A 24,026-nucleotide genomic window follows, 5' to 3' on the forward strand; every position below is an offset into this window, starting at 1 on the left:
CTACGAGCCACTCAATTATTATGAACCCATCCAATCGTCCCTCAACTACTGGCATCGGTCCGCGCTTACGGTATGCCCAGGATGGTCGTGGCGGCACAATCTATTACGATAGCCCTGAATCCTGCTTTACCATGTGGTACGAATTTGCGCTCTCACCGGCCTTAGTCATTATTGGCATACCCGAGCCCCGTTTCTGGGTAAGTCAAACTAAGCTCCCCTTATCGCAACGAACAGCCGTACTAACGTTTATTGGCGAACAGGTGCTGAAAGACCAGGTATCGAGTTACGGCTATTTTGAGTACAATGACACGATCATGACGATTTACAACGGGCCTAAGCCAGCTTAGTAAACCCGGCTAATAGCTGGTACTGCCATCCTGAAAACTTTATTACCTGTAGGACGGTCAGTCTGGCAACGTACCCACAAAAAAGCCCCGCCAGAAGTCTGGCGGGGCTCCTGAAAAAAGGGCTATAGCCTACGCTTCAGCTTCTTCAGTGATCGTGATCGACTGAATTTTGTCGCCCTGCTTAATCTGATCGACCAGATCAATGCCGTCGGTTACTTTACCGAATACGGTATGATTCCGGTCAAGGTGAGCCGTGTTTTGACGGTTATGGCAAATGAAGAACTGCGAACCACCGGTGTTACGGCCACGGTGCGCCATGCTCAACACGCCACGGTCGTGGTACTGGTTGTCGCCATTCAGTTCGCAGGGAATGCTGTAGCCGGGGCCACCAGCACCAGTGCCGGTTGGGTCACCGCCCTGGATCATGAAGTTAGGGATCACCCGGTGGAATACGACGCCGTCGTAGAAGCCAGATTTAGCCAGTTTCACAAAGTTGGCAACCGTACCCGGTGCGTCTTTCTCGAAAAATTCGATCGTCATTGTACCACGATCGGTGTTCATTAGAGCTTTCATTGGAAAATCAGGTTTGTGGTTTGTCAGTTGGAGTTTGATGTTGCGCTGCTACTCCAGAATACAGTGAATTAGCAACGCAACATCAAACCCCAACCGACAAACCACAAACCATTTTTAGTTTATGCTACTTGTTTATATAATTCTTCCCGCTGCTGCTTTACGCGCGGATCGGCAATGAATTCGTCGTACGTCATCAGCTTGTCGAGCATACCGGTTGGTGATAACTCGATCACACGGTTGGCAATGGTCTGCACGAACTGATGGTCATGCGAGGAGAACAGCACCGGGCCTTTGAACTCGATCAGACCCCGGTTTTCTGCTTCGATCGATTCCAGATCAAGGTGGTTGGTTGGCTCGTCGAGCATCAGGGCGTTGGCACCCGACAGCATCATCCGCGACAACATACAACGTACTTTCTCACCCCCTGACAAGACCGACGCCTTCTTCAGCGACTCTTCGCCCGAAAACAGCATCCGACCCAGGAAACCCCGGATAAACGACTCATCTTTCTCGACCGAATACTGACGCAGCCAGTCGACCAGGTTCAGGTCATCGGCAGCCTGGAAATAGGCGTCACGGCCGGTATCGTTGGGGAAATAAGCATTGGTAATCGTTACTCCCCATTTGAACGTACCCGAATCGGCCTGCTTTGTGCCCGACAGTACGTCGAGCAGGGCCGTTACGGCGAGGCTATCGCGGCTGTAGAGGAACACCTTATCATTCCGGTTCATCGAGAACGATACGTTGCTGAACAGCTTCTGGCCATCTTCGCCCGTGTACGACAGGTTGTCGACCGTCAGAATCTGGTCACCAGGTTCACGCTCCGGCTTGAAATGAATGTACGGGTACTTCCGTGATGAATAGGCGATGTCTTCGATCGTCAGCTTTTCCAGCAGTTTCTGACGGCTCGTGGCCTGCTTAGACTTTGAGGCGTTGGCCGAGAAACGACGAATGAATTCTTCTAATTCTTTCCGCTTGTCTTCGGTCTTCTTATTCTGATCCTGGCGCTGACGCAGGGCCAACTGGCTCGATTCGTACCAGAATGTGTAGTTACCGGCATACTGTTTCACTTTCGAGAAGTCGATGTCAACAATATGCGTACACACCTGATCAAGGAAGTGACGGTCGTGGGATACCACAATCACCGTATTCTTGAAGTTGGCCAGGAAGCCTTCCAGCCAGATGGCGGATTCAACGTCAAGGTTGTTGGTCGGTTCGTCGAGGAGCAGAATGTCCGGATCACCGAACAGGGCCTGGGCCAGCAGCACACGCACCTTTTCAGAAGCGTTCAGATCGGCCATTTGCGTGTAATGCAGGTCTTCGGTTATGCCCAGCCCCGACAGCAGCGAAGCAGCGTCAGACTCGGCATCCCAGCCGTTCATCTCGGCAAATTCCGACTCCAGTACCCCGGCACGTTCGCCGTCGGCATCGGTAAATTCGGTTTTGGCGTAGAGCTCGTCCTTCTCCTGCATGATCTCATACAGGCGCTTGTTACCCATGATCACCGTTTGCAGCACCGGGAATTCGTCAAAGGCAAACTGGTTCTGGTTAAGCACCGACATCCGCTCGCCAACACCCATAGTCACCTGACCGGTTTGCGGCTCGATCTCACCAGAGAGGATTTTCAGAAACGTTGATTTACCCGCACCATTGGCACCAATAACGCCGTAGCAGTTACCGGGCACAAATTTTATATTTACGTCGTCAAAGAGTACCCGCTTGCCGTAGCGCAGCGAGACGTTCGATACTGATATCATTCGCGTTCGTTGTGGCTGAAATTAAGCCGCAAAGGTACGAATTTTTGGTGGGATTAGCAGGTACGAGTCGCCCTGTACCACGGACTTCAGTCCGTTTTACTCTACTAAATAGACTGAAATCCGTCGTGTAGCCTACTCGGTATCCAGCACAGGTACGTGGTTCAGGTCAAGTTCGCCTTCCCACTTGGCTACTACCGTGGTGGCTACGGCATTACCCATTACCGACGTTGCCGAGCGGCCCATGTCGAGGAAGGGGTCGATGCCCAGAATGAGCGCCAGCCCTTCGACGGGCAGGTTGAATTGGGCCAGCGTACCGGCAATGACGACCAGCGAGGCACGGGGAACACCGGCGATGCCTTTCGAGGTGATCATCAGCGTCAGCAGCATAAAAATCTGCTGATTGAGCGTCAGCGGTATGCCGTACGCCTGCGCAATGAAACCCGTGGCAAAGGTCATGTACATCATCGACCCGTCGAGATTAAAGGAATAGCCCAGCGGCAACACAAAGCCAATGATGCGGTTCGAGATACCGAAATTCTCCAGCACCTTGATCTGTTGCGGCAATGATGCCTCCGACGAAGCCGTACTGAAGGAAAGCAGGAGCGGCGCTTTCATGGCTTTCAGCAGGCGGAAGAACGGAATTTTCATTACCGTACAAATGGCGAGCAGCACTACGAAGATGAAGAATAGTAGCCCTCCGTAGAAACACACCAGCAGATAGGCATACGACGCCAGAATGCTCAGTCCCTTCGACGCCACTACCGCTGCCATAGCACCCAATACAGCGAATGGGGCCAGTTGCATCACGTACCCAACCATCTTGAAAACCAATTCGCTCAGGGCGTCCAGCGCCTTGGTGATCGACTTGCCTTTGTCGCCAATAGCACCCAGGGCTACACCGAAGAACAGCGAAAACACCACAATTTGCAGAATCTCGTTCTCGGCCAGTGCCCGGAATGCCGAGTCGGGGAAGATGTGGAGGATAAACTCTTCGATCGAATTCAGCTTCTTGCCCTCGACGCCAATCGACGTACCTGCGGCCGGACGTGGCCAGCTCTGAATGCTACCGGGCTTGGTTACGTTAACGACCAGCAACCCAATGATAAGCGAGAGGATGGTGGCGAAATAGAAATACCCAAGTGTTTTGATCCCGATTCGACCCACTACTTTAAAATCGCCTAGTTTGGCAATGCCGACGACCAGTGTCGAGAAAACGAGCGGGCCTATAATCATCTTGATCAGCTTCAGGAACACTTTGCTCACTACCTGAAATTTCTGACCGATAGCTTCGGCGGTAGCGACATCGTAACTGCTGTGTAAAATCTGACCAATCAGAACGCCCAGCACAAAGCCAATGACGATTTTAGTTGTAATGTTTAGTTTCATGAGAAGTGCAAAAAATCAACTGGGTTGTGGTGGGTCTTAGTGAGGGCAAAGATACCGGGTCCGTTTAGCGGCATAGTCCCGCAGCTTTAAATTTCAGTCTTCCCGGCCAGATTACAAAATCGCTACTCTAACGCCTGGTACACCGCTACTCTGAATTTACGGACAAAATCGCCGTACTGCGCATAGGGGTGTATGTTGGTATAGACCAGCATTATCAGGTTTTCGGCCGGATCAATCGTGTACTCTGAACAGTACATGCCGCCCCAGGTAAACGAGCCCGGCGTAGCCTGATCGCCGTAGTGGCTGTTTGTCGTGATCAACTGAAAACCAAGGCCGTATTTATCCTGCCGGTCCCACACGTTGGCCTCACCGATCTGATTCCGCAGCATCAGATCGACGGTCTTTCGGGCCAGAATACGCTTTCCGTTAAACGTACCTCCGTTTAGCAGTAACTGGCAGAATTTGGCGTAGTCCTCAACCGTGCCAACCAGCCCGGCTCCACCTGAAAAATACGTCTTGGCACCCAGCACGGCAAAGGTGCGATACGTATCGTTGGCATTAACCTTGAGCGGCTCGCCGGCATTCTTGGTGTACAGCTCCACCAATCGCCCTGCCTGACCGGGTGGCAGGTAAAAGTGGGTGTCGTTCATGCCCAGTGGATCGAGTACGCGTTTGCGCATAGCCACCTCGAGCGATTCTCCGGAAAGGATTTCGACCAGCCGCCCGATAACATCCGTACTCAGGCCGTAGGTAAATCCATCACCGGGGTCTTTCAATAGTGGGCGCTTTGCCAGTTTATTCACCACATCTTCCAGTTTATCAGGCTCCTTCGACCCAAAAAATGGAATTTTAAACTCGGGACGCTGGTCGAGCGGGTGTTCGTAGGGAATACCCGCATTGTGCGAGAGCAACTGCCTTATCGTGATTTCTGACTTGGCCGGACGAGTTTGGTACGCGCCTTTTACCGGGTCATTTTTGAGGTAGCTAACCAGCACCACCGGATTTTTAAACGCTGGGATGTACTTCGAGATCGGCTCATCGAGCATGAATTTCCCTTCTTCAAACAGGGTCATCAGCGTGGTAGTGGTGATGGCCTTCGTCTGCGAGGCAATGCGGTAAATGTCGGATGTACGGGCGGGCGTTTTCGCGGCGAGATTGCTGTAGCCGTACGCCTTATGCAACACAATTTCTCCGTTACGCGCCACTAGTGCAACGGCATTGGGAGCAAGGCCCTGATCGACAAACCCCTGTAACAGCGCGTCGACCCGCTTTAGCCGCTCGGGCGAGAACCCCTGCTCAACCGGATTGGTGCTAACCGTGAACTGGTTGGGTGTAGACGATGCCGAAGGAACTCGCTGAGCCAGCAATGAGGTAGCGAACAGACAGAGATAAAGCGTTTTTTGCATGTACGAAAAGTCAGTCAATTAGCGCAACTCCGCTAACCAAGGCTGACAGCATAAATAGGCAAGTGCCAATTGACTGACGACAATGACGACTGACTAGATTAAAAAATCCCACACCACCACCTCCCAGGTTTCATTGGCGGTAGGCTCATGGAAAGAATGAACAGACTTGAATCCTACCCGCTGATGCGCCCGCAGTGAACGGGTATTGCGCGCGGAGATATCGGTGATGAACAGGCGGTAGCGATCCTGGTACAACTCTTTATGGTGTGCATAGAGCTTATCGAACAGGCCTTGCCCCCGGTAGCGCGCATCGACACACACTTGCCCTACCACATAATATGGGTAGTGGGCCAGCAGTTTCCCCTCATAAGGCAGGGTATCGATCAGCTCAAACAGAGCAGCAAGCTCAGGTACGTCGGCGCGCACCTCGGGCACCGTTGTAATGGCGTAGGCAACTACCTCGTCTCCGTCTTTGGCTATCACGGTTGGGGCAGCGTCATGCATTTTCTTCATCTGCTCGAACGTGTAAACAAGCGTTACGAACCCCTGCTTCTGCTGTTGTTCGGGTGTGAGGTTACGTACTTGGTTGCGTTGTTGCAGCGCCAGTAGCCCCCGCAGATCGTCGTCGGTTTGGGTGGTAGTAATCGTGACAGGCATATGGTGGATGTGGTAGATGTAGTATCGAAGCGGAACGGTGTCCGGTTTCAGCTTGGAAGTTAATGAATGAGACACCATTTGCCGAAGCTGAGGCCGGACGCTGCTCCGCTTCGGTACTGAGCGCTATGCCAACCGAATAGATGCGCAGGTTGCCAGAAATACGGGGTCAACTTCGGCACCAATGCCAGGTACGTCGGGAAGCGAAATGAGGTAGCCATCGTAGGTGATACCATCCAGCACCGGGTCTTCGGCATGCTCGAAACAGGCATCTAAGTCGCAGAAACGAATATTCTGGCGGGCCGACGCAAAGTGCGCGTTAGCCGTCAGGGCGAGCCGTGACTCCGACATGCAACCAATCATACAGGCCATACCAGCTGCCTCGGCAATGGCGTTGATCTTCAGCGCTTCGTACAAACCGCCGCTTTTCGAGAGCTTGAGGTTCAGGTAATCCACCGCCTCGTCGCGTACCAGCCGAATGGCATCGGTCGCGTCAAACACCGATTCATCGGCCATGATGGGCACATTCGTTTGCTGGCGCAGGAGGCGCAAACCGGGTACGTTCGTCTTTGCGATGGGCTGCTCGCAGTATTGTACGTTCCAGTCGCCAATACGGGCAAGCACAGCGCGAGCAGTGGGTACGTCCCACCCCTGATTAGCGTCCAGGCGAATGGGCGTTTCGTAGCGGATCACCTGCCGAATCATGGCCAGCCGGTCGAGGTCGGCCTGGGCCGTAGTGCCTACTTTTACCTTGATTGCCTCTCCCCCATTTGCCTCGATACGCCGGGCGTCTTCGGCCATGCGTTCGGGGTCGTTCAGGTAGATAGTTTCGTCGGTTACCAAAGTCCGTTTCTCACCGCCCAAAAACTGGTAGAGGGGCATATCGGCGGCTTTGGCAGCCAGGTCATACAGGGCCATATCGAACGCCGAGCGGGTAGTTGGGTGGCCGGGCAGGTACCGCAAAATAGCTTGCAGACAACTTTCAATAGCCAATGGGTCACGGCCGATCAACAGGCGAGCCATGTCCTGCGCCGCCGCCATGCCCGATGCCTGCGTTTCGCCCACGATCATCCAGAACGGTGACCCTTCGCCCCAGCCCGTCAGTCCGGTATCCGTGTCAAGCTGGACCAGGATATTACGGGCCGCATCGATGGTGCCCAGCGAAATAGCAATGGGTGCCTTCAGCGCAATGTTATAGTGGTAGAGCGTTACGCCAGTGATTTTCATTGGCGCAAAATACGCACGAACAATGAACGGTATGTCAAGCGCTTTAAAGTCTGTCTTAGCAAACGAGTAAAACAACGACGGCACTAGTTGACTTTCTACAATTGACGTACGTTTAAGCCGAATGGAGGAACTCAACCGCCGCACTACTAAGTGGTCCCATTATGCTGAACAGTTCATTTGATAACCAGTTCTGAAACGATACGGTTTACTTTCCACCTATACCCGTTTACCAGCTATGGCCCCACCCCAAGCCAAGAAAGTACTTATTTCAGGAGCTAGTATTGCAGGCCCTACACTGGCCTTCTGGCTGGCTAAATATGGCTTCGAGGTCACCGTTATTGAACGTTCGAATTTCCTGCGCCTGGGCGGCCAGAACATCGATGTCAACGGACCAGCTCAGCGAATTGCGCAGAAAATGGGGATTGAAGCCGCGATTCGGGCGGCCAATACAGGTGAGGTTGGGTTGCAGTTTATTGGCCAGACTAATCAGGTAGCTGCTGCCTTTCCCAAAGAAAGCTCGATGAGTGGAACCCAGGAGTTGGAAATTCTGCGGGGCGACCTGGTCAGCATTCTGTACGAGGCGACAAAGGAGGCAGTAACTTATCGGTTCGGTGACTCAATCACGGGTCTGGAGCAGCACCCCGAGGATGTTGCCGTGACCTTTTCGAGCGGAAAAACGGAGCGTTTTCAGTTTGTTATCGCAGCCGACGGTGTCCGATCGAGTACCCGCCGACTGGTGTTTGGCGAGGAACCCCTGTTCAACTACCTGGGGCTGTACACCGCTTACCTGACCATTCCCAGGAAGGAATCAGACAATAACTGGTGGCGCTGGTATACGGCCGTTGACCGTCGGATCGTTATGCTCCGCCCCGACAATCAGGGTACCATACGCGCATCAGTTGCTTTTATGGAACCTGGCGAAGCATATGAGAAGCTGTCGCCCGCCGAGCAGAAAAGCGTATTGAAAACCAAACTGGCCGGTGCGGGTTGGGAAGCGGACCGGATCAGCAACGCCATTGATGACACCCAGGATGTGTACTTCGACAAAATTGGGCAGATAAAAGCGCCTCGATGGTCAGTTGGTCGGGTAGCGATGATTGGCGACGCGGCCTACTGCCCCACTCCGCTGACCGGCAAAGGCACTACCCTGGCCATGGTTGGCGCCTACCTACTAGCCGGGGAGTTGGCCAGCCACGAACGCCATCAGGATGCCTTTGCCGCTTACGAAAAACGTATGCGGCCGTACGTCGAGGCCGTTCAGAAATTACCGCCGGGTGTGCCTGGGCTGGTCTACCCAAGTACGAAGTTAGGCGTGTCCGTTCTGAACACGGTAGCTGGGGTTGTCGCCAGCAAGCCGGTCCAGAAACTGGTTAGCCTGTTTAGTTCTAAGCCCAAAGCCGAGCAAAAGGATGATGACATTGCTCTTCCCGAGTACGCCTAAGGCAGGTCGCCGCCACTGGATTTTCGGGCACTTACCCTATCAAAATCAGCACTACGACTACTCGTTTGTCGGCGTTATCGTGACCACAATTGATTTGGATATAGGCGTATTGCTTTTTTCTGCCATCTGATCGATGGGCACGAGCACATTGGTTTCCGGATAATAAGCGGCTACGCAGCCACGGGGAATGTCGTAGGGCACCACAATGAAACGATGGGCGGTGCGGGTCATGCCATCATACGTGCTGTGCATATCAACCACCTGTTTTTCCTGTAAACCCAGATTGGCGATGTCGTCGGCATGCATAAAGACCACCCGGCGTTCATTGTAGACACCCCGGTAGCGATCGTCATTCGCATAAACGGTTGTGTTGAACTGATCCTGACTGCGAATGGTCATCAACAGCAGGTTACCCGTTTGTAGCTCATGACGCGTGGGTACGTTGACCGTAAACTGCGCTTTCCCGTCACTGGTTTTGGCGAAGTCCCGTTGGCGGGGGCCGTTGGGAATGTAAAATCCGCCCGGCTTGCGCACCTTCTCGTTGTAGCTCTCAAACCCGTCGACGGTTTTAGCGATGAGTTCGCGGATCCGGTCATAATCGGCCGTCAGACTATCCCAATCTACGGTCGACCTCCCGTTCAGCGTGGCTTTAGCCAGCCCAGCCACAATGGCCACCTCGCTTTTCAGATGGGGGGAAACCGCCTCCACTACCCCGTGCGACTGTGCCACTACGCCGGTGGTGCTTTCGCAACTAACAAATTGCGGCCCGGTTGCCTGCACATCCTGATCGGTACGACCCAGACAGGGTAGAATCAGCGCAGTTTCGCCGTGAATCAGGTGGCTCCGGTTCAGTTTGGTCGATACGTGCACGGTCAGTTTGCACCGCCGAAGTGCCTCACCCGTGTAATTCGTATCGGATACGGCCATCGCGAAATTGCCACCCAGTCCGAAGAAGACTTTGGCTTTCCCTTCATGCATGGCCTTCACTGCGGCCACGGCATCGTAGCCATGCTCGTGAGGCGGGGTAAACTTGAATTCCTTTTCCAGTGCTGCCAGCAGTTCGGGTTTCGGTTTTTCATACACACCCATCGTTCGGTCACCCTGCACGTTGCTGTGTCCGCGAATGGGGCTGGCTCCTCCCCCTTTGATGCCGATACTCCCTTTCAGCAACAGCAGATTAATGAGCTCACTGATGGTGGCAACGCCGTTTTTATGCTGCGTCAACCCCATTGCCCAAATGATTACCAGTTTGGGCGTGTATTTGAACAGATCGACGGCTTCCTGAATCTGAGCCACCGTTAGCCCACACTGAGCGGCCAGATCATTGAGATCGAAATGGTCAAGACTTTTTACAAAGTCCTCATAGCCCGATGTGTACGTGTCAATGAAGTGCTTATCGAGCACCTTTCCCGGCGCCTTTTTCTCTTCTTCGAGCAACAGCTTACACATAGCCTTCAGCAGCGCCAGATCGGAGTTGATACGTACCTGCAGAAATACGTCGGTCAGTTTTTCGCCGCCCAACAGCATATCGCGCGGACTTTGCGGGTATTTGAACGCCAGCAGTCCTGCTTCGTGCAACGGATTGACGGCGATGATCTTCCCGCCGTTGCGCTTCATCTTCTCCATCGGCGTCAGCATTCGGGGAGCCGTCGTACCCGGATTCTGCCCCATAATCATCACTACGTCGGCGGCTTCGTAATCCTCGTATGTCACCGTTGCTTTCCCCAATCCTAGCGTCTCCGTCAAGGCAACGGTGGTCGATTCATGGCACATGTTGGAACAGTCGGGCATATTATTGGTCCCGAACATCTTCACAAAGAGCTGGTAGAGGTAAGCGGCTTCGTTGCTGGTTCGGCCCGAGGTGTAGAAAATGGCCTCGTTCGGTGAGTCGAGCGCGTTGAGTTGATCGGCAATGAGCTGAAAGGCGTCGGGCCACTCGATCGGTACGTAGTGGGTGGCTCCGGGCCTTAGAATCATGGGCTGGGTCAATCGGCCCTGCTGCCCTAGCCAGAGGTCGCTTTTTTCCAGCAGGTCAGCCACCGAGTACCGCTGAAACAGCACGGGCGAAGCTGTATGTTTGGTCATGACCTCATCGGCTACCGCTTTGGCCCCGCTCTCGCAATACTCAGCAATAGCCGAGCGCTTCCCATCAGGGTCAGGCCAGGCGCAGGAAGGGCAATCGAACCCGTCTTTCTGATTCAGATTGACAAGGGCCTTCCAGCCACGACCAACGCCCGTGCCGCGCAACACATGCTCAAACGATTTGGCAATGGCCGTCATACCGGCCGCTTCTGTTTTGGGTTTGCCTAGTTCCAGATCACCAGTAAATTCTTCCGGTGGGGTATTCTGATTCATACGTTTGTTACGAAAAATGGTGATCGTCGGGCAGACACGCACAACCGCCAGAGGGTCACTAAAAGAAACTTCTGGCGGTTGACCTTCTGTAGAACGTCCTACACTGAGTGAGCACACTGATCTTACTTCACATCTGCCGGATCCGCTGATTTACCGTACATATTCCGGCGGAAATCGGCTGATGCTTTATAGGTCGCCTGACGTGCCCGCTGAATGACGCCCAGCGGACGGTGAGCGGCCAGTCCATGCCAGGGGCTGAAATACATCTTGTCGTCTACCACCGCCGATTTTTCGTCTGACCAGCCTATTTGGGGCGATATGGTAACCTTGCCAACGGTGAGGTAAGGACTTTCTTCTTCCGGCCATTCTACCGACGCGTCCTCTACCGGCATTTTTTCAATATCGGTCGATAGCTGAACGCCCAGTTCCCACTCGCCACCATTACCGGCAAAAAATTCCTGCAATAAGTGGCGCAGGGCGTAATCGTCACTGTCGATATCGATGGATTTGTCTTTGAGTGATGTCAGGTTAGACGTTACTGGCGTCAGAGAGAACTTGGCCATGTAATCACCGTATAAAAAAGCCACCTGCGAGTAGTAGGTGTCGCCCATGGGGTGCGTGGCGAGTTGCCCGCCCATACCGGCCATTACGCCCGCATCAGAACCAGTCACTTTTTCAACCACTTCACCGGCAGCCCGAAGCACCTTGGAAAGCCCTTCTTTGAAGCCCTCGGCTTTGTTCGTCAGCGCATCGAATTGCTTTAAACCGCTTAGGAATTCTTTTAGCTTTTTCGGGAAAACAGGGCTATTTACCAGAATAAAATCCTGCGTATCCTGCTCATCTGAACCCGGCAGGCGCTCGCCTTCCACGCCCGACACCTTGAAGGAAATACCACGGGGCGTCGATACGCTGTCGGGCAATACATCACCCGGTTGCGTGGAAATACGGGCCACAATCGGGTACGTGCCGGGCTTGGCAAAAAGCCCCTGCGCGAGGTAAGGAGGCAAGTTATCATACACCTGCAGTTCACCCTTCAGCAGCGCATGACTTTTGGCGTGCACACTGCGTATAGCATGGCCCTGCGACTTATAGGTTTTCTGCTGAATCTCTGCCATTGTAGCAATGATTTCCTGGATGGTTTCTGCTTCGTCGGGAGCCGGTTGTTCATACGATGGGCTGTATGGCAATGGCTTAAAATCGTCAGGAGCCTGTTTCATTGGTCTGTTTTTTCGTTTTAGGGCAAACCTGACGAAGCCTTCAATGTTTTATTTCCCGCTACAAGGGGCAGAAAAAAGCTTTGTCCCAGTACAGTTACTAGGAAAACAAGTCGGCCAAAACGTACCAGCAACGTACCTGAGCCTACACGCTACAAATCGTCTTCATCGTCTTTGAAAGAGCGGAAGGCGCGGTTCAACTCATCGAAGGTTTTCACGTTGCCTTGCTGCTTGGCCAGCAGCAGCCCAAAATCGTAGAGTTCAGCGGCTTTAGCACGGTTCCCCAGATCAACGTAGAGTTGAGCGGCGTGGTAGTACGTAGGCAGGTACTGCGGGTGGTCAGTGAGCAGCCGCTCGAAGTAGTGCTGTGCCTGACTGGGGTTCTCCGTCAGGTATTCCATGCCGAGGGCATAAACATTAAAGGGTTCGCCGGGTTCATCTTGGACAAACTGAAGGAGTTGTTGGATACGTTCCTGATTCATGAGTTAGTAAGAAAAGTAGTATGCATGCATACTATTTAAGTGATCATGCGTAATTTCGCAGCAATGAAGGTGCGTTTGATGTTTTGCGTTTGACGTTTGCTGTTGTGCCGCTATCGCACAACCTCTTCGTTTCCGCAACGCCACATCAAACATCAAACGCAAAACATCAAACTAAACTACAGTCTATGAAAATCTTAGTTTGCGTCACGAGTGTACCCGACACAACGACCAAAATTACGTTCACCGATAATAACACCAAGTTCAATAAAGCAGGGGTGCAGTTCATCACCGGCCCCTACGACGACTATGCGCTGGCACGGGCCGTTGAGCTGAAAGAGAAATTGGGTGCATCGGTAACGGTGTTCAACGTGGGTGAAGCTGATGCCGAGCCGGTAATCCGCAAGTGCCTGGCCATTGGTGCCGACGATGCCATCCGGGTCAACGCCGAGCCAATCGACGCTTACTTCGTGGCCGAGCAAATCGCCGCTATCGCTAAGGAAACGCAGTATGACCTGATTCTGATGGGTCGCGAGTCGATCGATTATAACGGTGGACAGGTGCATGGTATCGTGGGCGAAATGTTGGGTATACCTTCAATCTCGCCGGTTATGAAGCTCGACATCGACGGTAACACGGCCAAGATGACCCGCGAAATTGAGGGTGGCAAAGAAGACCTGGAGGCCCAGTTGCCGCTGGTACTGGGTTGTCAGGAGCCAATTGCTGAATGGAAAATCCCGAACATGCGCGGTATCATGACGGCCCGGACCAAGCCACTGAAAATTGTTCAGCCCGCCGGTCAGGATTCGCTCACGGCTGTAGCCAGCTACGAAATGCCTGCCCCTCGCGGCAGTGTTAAAATGATCCCCGCCGACGAAGCAGAGACGCTTATCACGCTCCTCCGCACCGAAGCGAAAGTCATCTAATAGATGGTTGAGGTTTGAGGGTAACAGGTTGACGTTGCACGGCAATAGGACGCGCAACGTCAGGCAAAACAACATCGAACGTCAAACAGTAAACACCAACCTTTTTATGTCTGTCCTAATCTTTGCTGAACTCGACGAAGGGAAGCTCAAAAAGTCCTCACAGGAGGCCATTTTCTACGGCTCTAAAGTAGCTGGTATGCTGGGTACGTCGGCGACGGCGATCGTAATCGGTGCGGCCGATCAGGGCGAGCTTGCCACGGCAGGCCGATTTGGTGCCACGAAGGTGCTGCACGCCGCCGACAGCAAACTGAACGAAGTAAACGGTATGGCTTATGCCTCGGTGGTGGCCGCCGCCGCCCAACAGGAAGGCGCAAAAGTAGTAGTGCTGGCTAAATCGTCGCTGGGCGACGCGATGGCTGCACGTCTGGCTGGCAAGCTGAAAGCAGGTCTGGCGCCGAACGTGATCGACTTACCCGACCTGAGCAGCGGTTTCCGTGTGAAGACCAGCATCTATACGGGTAAAGCCTTTGCCTACAATGAATTGAAAGCCGATGTAAAAATTCTGGCGATCAAGAAAAACACCATTGCGCCCGAAGAAACTGACGCCACAGCCAGCGTAGAAGGATTCACCCCGACCGTTGCTGACAGCGATTTTGTGCTCAAAGTGACTAACACGGAGAAAGCAACCGGAGACATTCTGCTGCCTGAAGCCGACCTCGTTGTCTCAGCTGGGCGCGGGTTGAAAGGTCCAGAAAACTGGGGCATCGTTGAAGACTTAGCGAAAGCGCTGCATGCGGCTACCGCCTGCTCGAAACCCGTGTCGGATCTCGATTGGCGCCCTCACCATGAGCACGTTGGTCAGACGGGTATCAAGGTAAGCCCGAACCTGTACATCGCTGCCGGTATCTCAGGAGCCATTCAGCACCTAGCGGGCGTAAACTCGTCGAAGGTGATCGTGGTGATCAATAAAGACCCAGATGCGCCGTTCTTCAAATCGGCTGACTACGGTATCGTGGGCGATGTGTTTGAGATTCTGCCCAAGCTGACGAAGGCTGTTCAGGCCTTGTAAGCCTCACATACTGACGTACTTCAGTCTGAGCTTAGCCGCTTAGCTGCTCGTCAAAAAGGCCTGCTTACCATGACGTTTGGTAAGCAGGCCTTTTTTTATCACTATTTAATGTTCTGTCAAGCAACAAACCAGGCAGATGGTGCGTAACATCGTGTATAACCGGCGCAGCTTGTATACCCTATGAATCGCTACACATTTCTTAAGAACCTCGGCTTTCGGGGCGCGGCCTTGATGGCCGTACTCACATCCTGTGTGCACGAAGAAGATACCTACGTACCTGCACTGACACTAAACGCGCAAGGCCAGCCAGTTACCGGCCCAAATGGCACAACAGTAACGTCGTCGACCAGTACGTCGGTTAGTACGCCAACCAGCACCACAGCGTCTTCAACGGATGTACTTGGCGTGAAAAACCCCTTGCTTAAAATCAACCTCGCTACAGCAACCGCCCTGAAAAATGTTGGCGGGTACCTTGTTTCAAGCGGCATTGTGGTAGCCAAGGTGAGTGCAACTTCCTATGCGGCTGTGACACAGACTTGTAGCCACGAGCCCAAGCGACAGGTCATCTACAGCGGCAGCGTGTTTTACTGCACAGCCCATGGCGCTCAGTTCAACATCGACGGGACCGGCAGAAACAGCCTTGCCGGTCGCGGAATTACCGCCTACAAAGTCATTACCGACGGCACCACGCTGGTTGTCTATAGCTAGTCTTTGTTTTCCTCCGAACCGCCAATTTTTACCTATGAAATCCCTACTTGCTTTCCTGCTGATCCTGGGCATGACCAAAGCACCGCAGTGGCAGCTAAATATGGAACAGGCCAAAACAGAGGCCAAGACCAATCATAAGCTTATTCTGCTCAATTTTTCAGGCTCTGACTGGTGTGGGCCCTGCATCAAACTCAAAAAAGAGGTGTTTGAATCAGACGTGTTTCTGACCTACGCCGACAAAAACCTGGTACTGGTTCGCGCCGATTTTCCCCGCTCGAAAAAGAACCAGTTGAGCCAGCAACAGACCACCCATAACGAAAGCCTGGCCGAACGGTATAATCCGGAGGGACAGTTTCCGCTCACCGTCCTGATCGACGATTCCGGCAAGGAATTGACCCATTGGGTTGGCTATCCGGCTACGCTTACGGCCCAATCTCTCGTCAATCAGATCGATGCCCAGCACGTCGCTGCTCACTGATCCGTCTGGTCAGCTGCATAAAAAGGTGATGCGGCTGATGGGCAACCGATTCGAAATCAGCGCGGTAACGCCCGACGCAGATTTTGCCGAGACCTGCATCGATGCCGCCGTTGATGAGGTAAGCCGGATTGAAACGCTGCTGACAACGTTTAATCCCGACAGCCAAACTAACCAGATCAATGCGCAGGCGGGTATTGCCCCGGTGATGGTTGACCAGGAAGTGTTTGCTCTCATTGGTCGGTCATTAAAGCTCTCGGCCCTGACACAGGGGGCGTTTGACATCACCTACGGCTCGATTGATCAGCGGCTCTGGAATTTCGACACGAGCATGACTACCCTCCCCGACCGCGAAACGGCCCGGCAATCGGTGCAGCTGATCAACTACCGGAACGTGCTCCTGAACGAAGCCGATCACAGCGTTTTTCTCCGGGAGAAGGGCATGCGCCTTGGCTTTGGGGGTATTGGCAAGGGCTACGCGGCCGAACGCGCCAGGTACGTTATGGCTCAGTTGGGCATCACGTCGGGTGTTGTGAACGCAGCAGGTGATCTGACGGCCTGGGGAATGCAACCGAACGGCACCCCCTGGACCATCGGCATTGCGGACCCAAATACGCGCCAAACTGCTTTTTCGACACTCTCGATCAGCGGGTTTGCCGTGGCAACATCGGGTGATTATGAGAAATACGTGCTGATTGGAGGCAAACGCTACAGCCATACCATCGACCCACGAACAGGCTATCCGGTAACGGGCTTGAAAAGCGTAACGATTCTGGCGCCTAACGCCGAGCTTGCCGATGCCCTGGCCACGCCGGTCATGGTCATGGGCCGAAGCGTAGGCCTGCACCTGATTGACCAGATGCCGCAGGTCGGCTGCATCCTGATCGACGACCACGACCGACTGTTTACGTCAAAAAATATTCGTTTACATCAATGAAATCATTCATAAAACGCTGCCTACCCACGGCACTATCGGTCATTTTCATTTGTGCGCTGCTGGTATCGGTAGCGTCCTGCGTTTCGGTGAAAGAGTATCAAAAGAACCGGATCAACGATTCGGAGATGGAGTTGGCGAACCGCAAATCAGAGAAATTCGAGGGCAGTTTCTACCTCTACCGGGAAGGGCCGTCGGGCGCTAGCGGTGGTAAGAGCAGCGGTGGCTGTGGCTGTAACTAAAACGACTCTTTCCCCCGCTGTCACTTCATGAAAAAAATCGTATTCACCGTCGCCACGTTACTCTCTTTTGCTACTGCCTGGGCTCAGTCGAAACCCGAAGCGGGCTCGTTGTACGAAGCTCGCCCGCTAAAAGTGGAAGAGATCAATTTCGTTTCCAGTTACTACAGTCAGGATGGCAATAAATCGGCCGTGACGGGGGGGATCGGTACCGAAAAGCTCACCGACTTCGCCAATTCGTTCGACCTAACATTATCGAAAACGGATCGATACGGGCGGCTGCACACGTTCAACATCGATGTCAACATCGACGCCTACACCTCAGCTTCATCGGATAATATTGATCCGCTGACGGTATCATCGGCCTCAAAAAGCGATGTACACATCTACCCGTCCGTGTCATGGCGGGTATTCGACCCCAAAAGCCGGATCACCAAAGGCTTAGGGTACTCGTATTCAACAGAGTATGATTATCGATCGCACGGGTTCACGGCGCAATTCGCCAAACTTTCGGCCGACCGGAACCGCGAGGTAAGTCTTCGCGCCAGTGCATTTCTGGACACCTACGACGCCATTCTCCCATCGGAGCTTCGACCGTCTTACTACGGATCGGGCTCTCATGGCGATCGGGTTCGAGTAGACAGCAAACCCCGAAATTCGTTCAATCTGGCCCTGTCGGTATCGCAGGTCGTAAACAAAAGGTTGCAGATGCTGGCTACCGCAGAGCCCTCGTATCAGGATGGCTTGCTGAGTACGCCGTTTCACCGCGTGTATTTCACCAACGGGGCAGTAACGACCGAAAAACTTCCCGGCACCCGCCTGAAATTTCCGATTAGTCTGCGCGCCAACTACTTTGAAGGCGACCGGGCAATTCTCCGAACGTTCTACCGGTTCTACCTGGATGACTGGGGCATGGTAGCCCACACGGCCAGTGTTGAAGTGCCGGTAAAGCTGACCCCCTTTCTGTCTGTGAGCCCATTTTATCGGTTTCATACCCAAACGGCGGTCCGTTATTTTCATCCTTACGGCCAGCATAGTCCAACCCAGACCTATTACACCAGCGATTACGACATTGGTAACATGACCACCCAATTTGTAGGCTCCGGGGTCCGCTATGCGCCACCGGGCGGCATCATGGGTGTTCGCGGCTGGAATGCACTTGAACTACGCTATGGCCACTACCTGCGCAGTACGGGCATGACCGCTAACATCATTACTTTGCTGGTGAAGGTGAAGTAGCTTTTTGGCTGATTTTAGCTTTTTTTGGGTGGTGAAGTCAGCTGGCCAGGTACGTTATCCGGCCTTCGTGACTTGATTTGTCGAACAAACGGTCCGATTATCCCATCAATAACCGAACAAACAAGGCTGCTATCAGTTAATTTTGCGTCGTGGAAAAAATTAAGTTAGAGATATTAGGCTTATCGCCGAGTCAATCGCAGTCGGGTTCGTTTGCGCTGGTACTAGGTGAAGAATACGGTAATCGTCGTTTACCGATCATTATTGGTATGTTCGAGGCACAGGCCATTGCCATCGAGATTGAGAAGATTGTGCCGAACAGGCCTATGACTCATGATCTGTTCAAGCAGTTTGCCAAGAACTTCGGGTTTACGGTGCGCGAGATCGTGATTTCTGATCTGCGCGAAGGCATTTTCTTTGCCCGTATCGTTTGCTCAGACGGCGTGCAGGAAACGGTAGTCGATGCCCGTCCGTCTGATGCCATCGCCATTGGTATCCGTTTTGGCGTATCTATCTTCACCTACGAAACCATTCTTTCTGAAGCGGGCATTACCGCCTCGGCCGATGAGGAAGAGGAAGAACAGGAAGAACTGGTACGTACTTCGAGCCGGTCACCACGCGCCTTCAGCGAGCAGTTGAAAGACATGACCGTCGACGAGTTGCAGAAGATGCTCGACGAAGCCCTTGGCAACGAAGAGTACGAGCGCGCCGCCAAAATTCGCGACGAGATCAGCAAAAGAAATTAGATTTCAACCTGTTTCATAGGGTGAAAGCCATTACGTATTCATCAGCTACTGGCTGGTTAGTGGCGTAATGGCTTTCGCTTTTCCACGTCTATCCTCCGCTCCCGAACGATTCACCGAGTTTTTTCATGACGTAATTATCTCCCTTCACGAGAACATCCGCGATTTGCAGGGCAAGAAGGTGTATGCTGAACCCAACGAACAGGATTACCTGAGCGGACGGCTTTTCAGTTACCGCGAAGTACTGGAGATCATGAAATTTTCGGCGCGGGATCACGGCCTTGACGAGAACGAACTAGGCCTTTAGTGAGCAGTCGTTATTTGTACGCCTTAGCCTCCCGAATAACGAACTTGTACTCGGCTACCTCCAGCGCCTTTTTGTAGTATTCCTTTGCCTGGGTTCGGTTGTTGGCGCGGGCCGCAATCCGGGCCAGCCCAGCGTAGGCTAAACCATGCTCTTCCTGCGTGTAGGCAATGTTCACCGGCTGTTTCAAGGCTGCCTGATAGGCTGATGTGGCCAGTGAATCATTCTTGCTGTGACGCTCTGCCAGCATTCCTTCGAATGTATAAATTGCCGCCGGCAGTAACTTATGCTGCATCTTTTTCAGCTTTTGCAGCGCCGCCTGCCCCTCGGTATACCGCCCCGCCAATAGCAGTGCCTCTACGTACCTGAGCATGAAAATTGGGTTCTTCGGGTAGTTATCAACCAGGAAATCGAGGTGCTCAACCGCCTTTGGAAAGTTCGTCTCATGCTTCACATAAATGTGCGCCAGATACAGGTTGGCTTCAGGCCGGGTAAACAATGCCCGCCTGGCCGACACCTCCATTTGTTTCAATCCCAGGGAGATGTCGCCTCCTTTGAAGAAAAACATAAAGGGCTTCACCGCCGGATGATCCATCGGGTAGCGTTCAACATAATAATTGTAAAGACCCGTTGAGAAATAGAACTCAACGTTTTCATCCAGCAGATCAAATCCGTCTTTCATGTAGACATATGCCTTTCGCGATTCACTGACGGCTTTCATCGTCTCATTATCGAAATTGTGTTTCATCGACATGTAGCCATGCGCCGTTAACCCCAGGAAGATCGCCTCAGGGTCATTTTTCTTTTTGTCGATCATCTTTTCGACACCCTGAATCGCCAGCTCGACCTGCTTCACATACTGGTCAGTCACGGTGCGGCTTTCACTGATAGGCAGGTATTGCCATTGAAGCGTTAGTGCGCGCAACACGGGAACAATCGGACTTTGCGGATATTTCGTTTGAACTTGACGGATGTAGGGAGCCGCCTCGGCAAACTCGTAATTGTAAATATGGTTGAGTGCTTTAGCTACCGTTTGTTGACCGGCTGGATCAGTCAGAATTTGGGCGGGGGCAATAAAAGGAGCAACAACGAACAGAAGTACTAACAGGATGCGTTTCATAAAGAGGTAGTAACTCCAGTATGACTGTTTTTAACGGTCAATGGTTTATTGTCGGTCCACGATGACCAGTTGCGATGGCTATCTGCGCCTGACAGTGTACTTTTGTTTATAGCCTGTATAACGGCTTTTGCGAACCATTTTCGATGATTCAATATACTCAATTTGTTTTAGATAACGGCCTCAAGGTATTCGTCCACGAGGATGCCAGCACACCAATGGCCGCCGTCAATATTCTTTATAACGTTGGTTCACGCGACGAAGACCCTAACCGGACGGGTTTCGCGCACTTGTTCGAGCACCTGATGTTTGGCGGGTCAAAGCATATTCCGAGCTATGACGAACCTCTGCAACGGGTAGGTGGCGAAAACAACGCATTTACCAGCCCCGACATAACCAATTACTACATTACCCTGCCGTCGGCCAACCTTGAAACGGCGTTCTGGCTCGAGTCTGACCGGATGCTGAGTCTCTCGTTCGATCAGCAGGTGCTCGACGTACAGCAGAAAGTGGTGATCGAAGAGTTTAACCAGCGGTATTTGAACCAACCCTACGGCGACGTCTGGCTGAAACTCCGTCCGCTCGCTTACCAACAGCATCCCTACCGCTGGGCCACCATTGGCAAAGACATCAGTCATATCGAAAATGCGGTGCTCGATGATGTAAAATCCTTTTTCTACAAGTACTACCTGCCCAACAACGCCATTCTGGTCGTTGCCGGTAACGTGACTGCCGAGCAGGTGAAGCAGCTTTGCCGGAAGTGGTTCGAGCCAATCCCGGCCGGGAAAGATTACATCCGTAGCCTGCCTGCCGAAGCGCGCCAAACTACCGCCCGCTTTGCCGAGACTACCGCCGATGTACCCCTGAATGCACTTTATAAGGCCTATCACATGCCTGGCCGGTTTGATGCGGGCTTTGCCGAAGCCGACCTGCTCAGCGATCTGCTGGGTCGCAGTAAATCGTCGCGCCTGTACCAGAAATTATTGAAAGAGCAGTCACTGTTCAGTAACGTAGGAGCCTACATAACCTCGTCGATCGACCCGGGTCTATTGCTGGTTCAGGGGACGTTGAATGAAGGCGTCACGCTGGAAGAGGCCGATGCCGCCGTGCAGACCGTGTTGCAGGAAGTAATCGACAACTACGTACCCGACGAGGAGCTAACGAAGGTGAAGAATCAGGCCGAATCGACGTTGGCGTTTTCGGAAGTAGAACTACTAAACCGGGCCATGAACCTGGCCTTCGCTGCCAACGCAGGCGACCCCGAACTAGTGAATCAGGAAACCGAGAAAATTCAGGCCGTTACACCCGACGCCATTCAGACGGCAGCCCGTCAGATTCTCCGTCCCGAAAATAGCTCGACATTGTATTACCGACGTGCCGAAGCCGCCGCCTGATACCAATCGTACAGCAACTCAGATCTTTAACCCGTTCATAATTGCTCAATCGCGGGTTCAGTCTCAGCGTCGATGTGCTTTTTACGCAGGCCGATGCTGAGGCTGGTTTACAGGCTGCACTAGCTTTCATCGATGCCGTTCAGACTCACTTAACTACGCTTAGTACTCATTCATGAAAATTCGCGTTGGACAAGGCTACGATGTCCATAAACTCGTAGAGGGTCATCCGTTTTGGCTGGGAGGCATCCAGATTCCGCACACGCACGGTGCCTACGGTCATTCTGATGCTGACATTATCTGCCACGTCATTTGCGATGCGCTACTCGGGGCCGCCAATATGCGGAACATCGGGTATCACTTCTCAGACAAAGACCCACGCTGGAAAGGCGTCGACAGTAAAGTACTCCTGGCTGAGGTCATGCGTATGATTCGCGAGGCAGGCTGGGAAGTAGGCAACGTCGATGTAACGGTGGTGCTGCAGGAGCCAAAACTCAACCCGCACATTCCGGCTATGGTGAGTTGCCTGGCCGAGGTGATGAACGTACCCAGCGACGACATTGCCATCAAAGCCACCACCTCGGAGCACATGGGGTTCGTAGGTCGGAAAGAAGGCATCGCCGGTTTCTGCGTGGCGCTGATCACAAAAGAGTAGAGCCGCATCTCTGCGGCTCCTCAGGCTACTTATAGATTGCTGACGCATGAGGAGCCGCAAGCATGCGGCTCTACGACTTACTTCTGACCGTATTTGGTCTTGAACTTGTTGTACAGGCGCTTGTGCTTATCATCGAGATCGACTTTGCGGCCCTGGATGAAGGCGTGCTCCACAAAGTTGGTGCGCATATCGAGCAGGTCGCCTTTCGAGACAACGAGCGTGGCGTGCTTACCCGCCTCCAACGTACCCACCTGACCGTCGATCCCCAGAATTTTGGCGGTGTTCGACGTGATCATCTTCAGGGCTTCTTCCCGATCGGTCACTCCAAAACCCGCGGCCGTACCCGCCAGAAACGGCAGGTTACGGGTACGCCACCACTCTTCGGCGTAGCTCAGGCTAACCAGCACACCGGCCTTCTGTAGAATACCAGGCAGGCGGTAAGGCATATCGGTTGGCTCGTCCTGCCGGTTGGGCAGGCGGTGCAGCGCGCTCAAGATCACAGGTACGTTGTTCTCTTTCAGGAACCCCGCTACTTTGTTGGCATCTTCTGCCCCAACGATGACCACCTTAACTACGCCCGCCGACTTGGCAAACCGTACTGCCTCGATGATATCCTTAGCGTAATCGGCGCGGACATACAGGTTTTGCGTTCCTTTGAAAAGCCCCTTCATTGCCTCAAAGCGAAGATTTACTGACGCAGGTCTTGCTCCATCGGCGTATGCTTTCGCTTCGGCAAAGGTGGCCTGCAAGCCACGGATGGCTTCGTCGCGGCGTTCGTTTTTCCGGATGGCGGCCTGGAACGTCTCGAAATCGAATTCACGGGCGTAGTAGCCTGGCCAGTTCAGCCACAGACCGTCATCTTTCCGCAAAACGGCATCTTCCCAGTTCCAGCCATCGGCATACAGGATTGACGAGGAGCCCGACACCGTACCACCCATTGGCATGGCCTGTGTTAACAGCACCCCATTGTTGCGAATGGTCGGGATGATCTCCGAGTCGGAATCATAGGCGATCAGCGACCGTATGTTTGGGTTCAGCACCCCGATTTCACGTGAGTCGACGGTGGCGCGCACGGAGGCGATTTCCTGCATCCCCACCAGCGAAGCGGGGGAAATCAGGCCCGGATAAATGTGCTTACCCGATACGTCGATGACCTGCATCTCGTTGGTGTTCAGCCGTACCGTGCTGGCATCAGCCACATTGGTGATGATGCCCTTATCGAAGGTAATCAGGCCATTTTGAATAACCTGGCCGGTCCCTGTATGAATGGTTGCGCCCATCAGCGCAATCGGCCGCTCCTGGGTACGTCCCGGAGCCGGATTCTGGCCAAAGCTCGTAAGCGATGCTAGGGCAAGTAGGGTGACAAGAATGTGTCTCATGGTCTATTTTT

General features: G+C 53.2%; 24 protein-coding genes. 13 read left to right on the forward strand and 11 right to left on the reverse strand.

Annotation, left to right across the window (positions count from 1 at the left end; all coding sequences use genetic code 11):
• The first annotated feature begins 20 nt into the window (after nt 1–20).
• Nucleotides 21–347 (forward strand): hypothetical protein, encoded by a 327-nt coding sequence (locus tag F7231_RS24660; RefSeq protein WP_166693908.1) that lies wholly within the window; start codon nt 21–23, stop codon nt 345–347.
• Between the two features lie 129 nt (nt 348–476).
• Here the strand turns inward: F7231_RS24660 and F7231_RS24665 are convergent, their stop codons facing one another.
• From F7231_RS24665 to F7231_RS24690, 6 genes are all read right to left on the reverse strand, one after another.
• Nucleotides 477–920, reverse strand: coding sequence for a peptidylprolyl isomerase (locus F7231_RS24665; protein ID WP_229364879.1), 444 nt, complete (start codon nt 918–920; stop codon nt 477–479).
• A 119-nt stretch (nt 921–1,039) separates the two neighbouring features.
• Nucleotides 1,040–2,677 (reverse strand): ABC-F family ATP-binding cassette domain-containing protein, encoded by a 1,638-nt coding sequence (locus F7231_RS24670; protein ID WP_085413126.1) that lies wholly within the window; start codon nt 2,675–2,677, stop codon nt 1,040–1,042.
• Between the two features lie 132 nt (nt 2,678–2,809).
• Nucleotides 2,810–4,063: a dicarboxylate/amino acid:cation symporter gene (locus F7231_RS24675; RefSeq protein ID WP_085413125.1), complete on the reverse strand. Its 1,254-nt coding sequence runs from the start codon at nt 4,061–4,063 to the stop codon at nt 2,810–2,812.
• Between the two features lie 122 nt (nt 4,064–4,185).
• Nucleotides 4,186–5,469, reverse strand: coding sequence for a serine hydrolase domain-containing protein (locus tag F7231_RS24680; RefSeq protein WP_166693909.1), 1,284 nt, complete (start codon nt 5,467–5,469; stop codon nt 4,186–4,188).
• Nucleotides 5,470–5,562: 93 nt separating this feature from the next.
• Nucleotides 5,563–6,126 carry a GNAT family N-acetyltransferase gene (locus tag F7231_RS24685; protein WP_166693910.1) on the reverse strand — a complete coding sequence of 188 codons (564 nt, stop codon included), beginning with the start codon at nt 6,124–6,126 and terminating at the stop codon, nt 5,563–5,565.
• Between the two features lie 123 nt (nt 6,127–6,249).
• Nucleotides 6,250–7,350, reverse strand: a complete 1,101-nt coding sequence (locus F7231_RS24690; RefSeq protein WP_166693911.1) for a mandelate racemase/muconate lactonizing enzyme family protein — start codon at nt 7,348–7,350, stop codon at nt 6,250–6,252.
• A gap of 235 nt (nt 7,351–7,585) precedes the next feature.
• Here F7231_RS24690 and F7231_RS24695 point away from each other — a divergent pair, with 235 nt between their 5' ends.
• A complete protein-coding gene (locus F7231_RS24695; protein ID WP_166693912.1) occupies nt 7,586–8,791 on the forward strand; it encodes an FAD-dependent monooxygenase in 1,206 nt (401 codons plus the stop codon).
• 57 nt (nt 8,792–8,848) lie between these two features.
• Here F7231_RS24695 and F7231_RS24700 read toward each other — a convergent pair whose 3' ends face one another.
• From F7231_RS24700 to F7231_RS24710, 3 genes are all read right to left on the reverse strand, one after another.
• Complete coding sequence (locus tag F7231_RS24700) at nt 8,849–11,146, reverse strand: FdhF/YdeP family oxidoreductase (protein WP_166693913.1); 2,298 nt, start codon at nt 11,144–11,146, stop codon at nt 8,849–8,851.
• 122 nt (nt 11,147–11,268) lie between these two features.
• Nucleotides 11,269–12,363: a catalase family protein gene (locus F7231_RS24705; protein WP_166693914.1), complete on the reverse strand. Its 1,095-nt coding sequence runs from the start codon at nt 12,361–12,363 to the stop codon at nt 11,269–11,271.
• 149 nt (nt 12,364–12,512) lie between these two features.
• Nucleotides 12,513–12,842 (reverse strand): tetratricopeptide repeat protein, encoded by a 330-nt coding sequence (locus F7231_RS24710; RefSeq protein ID WP_085413119.1) that lies wholly within the window; start codon nt 12,840–12,842, stop codon nt 12,513–12,515.
• 185 nt (nt 12,843–13,027) lie between these two features.
• Here F7231_RS24710 and F7231_RS24715 point away from each other — a divergent pair, with 185 nt between their 5' ends.
• The 9 genes from F7231_RS24715 to F7231_RS24755 all read left to right on the forward strand — a co-directional run bounded on the left by F7231_RS24715 (nt 13,028) and on the right by F7231_RS24755 (nt 19,476).
• Entirely contained in the window at nt 13,028–13,765 is a 738-nt protein-coding gene (locus F7231_RS24715; RefSeq protein ID WP_085413118.1) for an electron transfer flavoprotein subunit beta/FixA family protein, read from the forward strand.
• A 106-nt stretch (nt 13,766–13,871) separates the two neighbouring features.
• On the forward strand, nt 13,872–14,834 hold the full coding sequence (locus F7231_RS24720; RefSeq protein WP_166693915.1) for an electron transfer flavoprotein subunit alpha/FixB family protein: 963 nt from the start codon (nt 13,872–13,874) through the stop codon (nt 14,832–14,834).
• 180 nt (nt 14,835–15,014) lie between these two features.
• The gene (locus tag F7231_RS24725) at nt 15,015–15,542 is read left to right on the forward strand and encodes a Rieske 2Fe-2S domain-containing protein (protein ID WP_085413116.1); all 528 of its coding nucleotides are present in this window, start codon (nt 15,015–15,017) and stop codon (nt 15,540–15,542) included.
• Nucleotides 15,543–15,576: 34 nt separating this feature from the next.
• Nucleotides 15,577–16,020: a thioredoxin family protein gene (locus tag F7231_RS24730; protein WP_166693916.1), complete on the forward strand. Its 444-nt coding sequence runs from the start codon at nt 15,577–15,579 to the stop codon at nt 16,018–16,020.
• Nucleotides 15,995–16,954: an FAD:protein FMN transferase gene (locus F7231_RS24735; protein ID WP_166693917.1), complete on the forward strand. Its 960-nt coding sequence runs from the start codon at nt 15,995–15,997 to the stop codon at nt 16,952–16,954. The genes F7231_RS24730 and F7231_RS24735 overlap by 26 nt, the downstream gene beginning before the upstream one ends.
• Nucleotides 16,951–17,193, forward strand: a complete 243-nt coding sequence (locus F7231_RS24740; RefSeq protein ID WP_085413113.1) for a DUF4266 domain-containing protein — start codon at nt 16,951–16,953, stop codon at nt 17,191–17,193. Before F7231_RS24735 ends, F7231_RS24740 begins: the two co-directional genes overlap by 4 nt.
• A 27-nt stretch (nt 17,194–17,220) precedes the next feature.
• Entirely contained in the window at nt 17,221–18,429 is a 1,209-nt protein-coding gene (locus F7231_RS24745; protein ID WP_166693918.1) for a DUF3570 domain-containing protein, read from the forward strand.
• A gap of 149 nt (nt 18,430–18,578) precedes the next feature.
• Nucleotides 18,579–19,172, forward strand: coding sequence for a bifunctional nuclease family protein (locus tag F7231_RS24750; protein ID WP_085413111.1), 594 nt, complete (start codon nt 18,579–18,581; stop codon nt 19,170–19,172).
• Between the two features lie 67 nt (nt 19,173–19,239).
• Nucleotides 19,240–19,476, forward strand: coding sequence for a hypothetical protein (locus F7231_RS24755; RefSeq protein ID WP_166693919.1), 237 nt, complete (start codon nt 19,240–19,242; stop codon nt 19,474–19,476).
• A gap of 10 nt (nt 19,477–19,486) precedes the next feature.
• Here F7231_RS24755 and F7231_RS24760 read toward each other — a convergent pair whose 3' ends face one another.
• On the reverse strand, nt 19,487–20,593 hold the full coding sequence (locus F7231_RS24760) for a tetratricopeptide repeat protein (protein WP_166693920.1): 1,107 nt from the start codon (nt 20,591–20,593) through the stop codon (nt 19,487–19,489).
• A gap of 143 nt (nt 20,594–20,736) precedes the next feature.
• Between F7231_RS24760 and F7231_RS24765 the strand changes: the two genes are divergently transcribed.
• Nucleotides 20,737–21,984 (forward strand): M16 family metallopeptidase, encoded by a 1,248-nt coding sequence (locus F7231_RS24765; protein WP_085413108.1) that lies wholly within the window; start codon nt 20,737–20,739, stop codon nt 21,982–21,984.
• Between the two features lie 172 nt (nt 21,985–22,156).
• On the forward strand, nt 22,157–22,636 hold the full coding sequence (ispF, locus tag F7231_RS24770; protein ID WP_085413107.1) for a 2-C-methyl-D-erythritol 2,4-cyclodiphosphate synthase: 480 nt from the start codon (nt 22,157–22,159) through the stop codon (nt 22,634–22,636).
• Between the two features lie 77 nt (nt 22,637–22,713).
• Here ispF and F7231_RS24775 read toward each other — a convergent pair whose 3' ends face one another.
• A complete protein-coding gene (locus F7231_RS24775) occupies nt 22,714–24,015 on the reverse strand; it encodes an amidohydrolase family protein (RefSeq protein ID WP_166693921.1) in 1,302 nt (433 codons plus the stop codon).
• Nucleotides 24,016–24,026 lie beyond the last annotated feature (11 nt).

Origin of the sequence: Fibrivirga algicola, assembly GCF_011742925.1 — a bacterium.
In the GTDB taxonomy this organism is placed as follows: domain Bacteria; phylum Bacteroidota; class Bacteroidia; order Cytophagales; family Spirosomataceae; genus Fibrella; species Fibrella algicola.

Excerpts from the sequence above, each read along its gene's own strand:
- F7231_RS24705 (WP_166693914.1), bottom strand. The coding sequence starts at position 12,363 with ATGAAACAGGCTCCTGACGATTTTAAGCCATTGCCATACAGCCCATCG.
- F7231_RS24660 (WP_166693908.1), top strand. The coding sequence starts at position 21 with ATGAACCCATCCAATCGTCCCTCAACTACTGGCATCGGTCCGCGCTTA.
- F7231_RS24735 (WP_166693917.1), top strand. The coding sequence starts at position 15,995 with ATGCCCAGCACGTCGCTGCTCACTGATCCGTCTGGTCAGCTGCATAAA.
- F7231_RS24665 (WP_229364879.1), bottom strand. The coding sequence starts at position 920 with ATGAAAGCTCTAATGAACACCGATCGTGGTACAATGACGATCGAATTT.
- F7231_RS24740 (WP_085413113.1), top strand. The coding sequence starts at position 16,951 with ATGAAATCATTCATAAAACGCTGCCTACCCACGGCACTATCGGTCATT.
- F7231_RS24700 (WP_166693913.1), bottom strand. The coding sequence starts at position 11,146 with ATGAATCAGAATACCCCACCGGAAGAATTTACTGGTGATCTGGAACTA.
- F7231_RS24760 (WP_166693920.1), bottom strand. The coding sequence starts at position 20,593 with ATGAAACGCATCCTGTTAGTACTTCTGTTCGTTGTTGCTCCTTTTATT.
- F7231_RS24675 (WP_085413125.1), bottom strand. The coding sequence starts at position 4,063 with ATGAAACTAAACATTACAACTAAAATCGTCATTGGCTTTGTGCTGGGC.
- ispF (WP_085413107.1), top strand. The coding sequence starts at position 22,157 with ATGAAAATTCGCGTTGGACAAGGCTACGATGTCCATAAACTCGTAGAG.
- F7231_RS24725 (WP_085413116.1), top strand. The coding sequence starts at position 15,015 with ATGAATCGCTACACATTTCTTAAGAACCTCGGCTTTCGGGGCGCGGCC.
- F7231_RS24775 (WP_166693921.1), bottom strand. The coding sequence starts at position 24,015 with ATGAGACACATTCTTGTCACCCTACTTGCCCTAGCATCGCTTACGAGC.
- F7231_RS24695 (WP_166693912.1), top strand. The coding sequence starts at position 7,586 with ATGGCCCCACCCCAAGCCAAGAAAGTACTTATTTCAGGAGCTAGTATT.
- F7231_RS24685 (WP_166693910.1), bottom strand. The coding sequence starts at position 6,126 with ATGCCTGTCACGATTACTACCACCCAAACCGACGACGATCTGCGGGGG.
- F7231_RS24680 (WP_166693909.1), bottom strand. The coding sequence starts at position 5,469 with ATGCAAAAAACGCTTTATCTCTGTCTGTTCGCTACCTCATTGCTGGCT.
- F7231_RS24755 (WP_166693919.1), top strand. The coding sequence starts at position 19,240 with ATGGCTTTCGCTTTTCCACGTCTATCCTCCGCTCCCGAACGATTCACC.
- F7231_RS24720 (WP_166693915.1), top strand. The coding sequence starts at position 13,872 with ATGTCTGTCCTAATCTTTGCTGAACTCGACGAAGGGAAGCTCAAAAAG.
- F7231_RS24710 (WP_085413119.1), bottom strand. The coding sequence starts at position 12,842 with ATGAATCAGGAACGTATCCAACAACTCCTTCAGTTTGTCCAAGATGAA.
- F7231_RS24715 (WP_085413118.1), top strand. The coding sequence starts at position 13,028 with ATGAAAATCTTAGTTTGCGTCACGAGTGTACCCGACACAACGACCAAA.
- F7231_RS24765 (WP_085413108.1), top strand. The coding sequence starts at position 20,737 with ATGATTCAATATACTCAATTTGTTTTAGATAACGGCCTCAAGGTATTC.
- F7231_RS24745 (WP_166693918.1), top strand. The coding sequence starts at position 17,221 with ATGAAAAAAATCGTATTCACCGTCGCCACGTTACTCTCTTTTGCTACT.
- F7231_RS24690 (WP_166693911.1), bottom strand. The coding sequence starts at position 7,350 with ATGAAAATCACTGGCGTAACGCTCTACCACTATAACATTGCGCTGAAG.
- F7231_RS24730 (WP_166693916.1), top strand. The coding sequence starts at position 15,577 with ATGAAATCCCTACTTGCTTTCCTGCTGATCCTGGGCATGACCAAAGCA.
- F7231_RS24670 (WP_085413126.1), bottom strand. The coding sequence starts at position 2,677 with ATGATATCAGTATCGAACGTCTCGCTGCGCTACGGCAAGCGGGTACTC.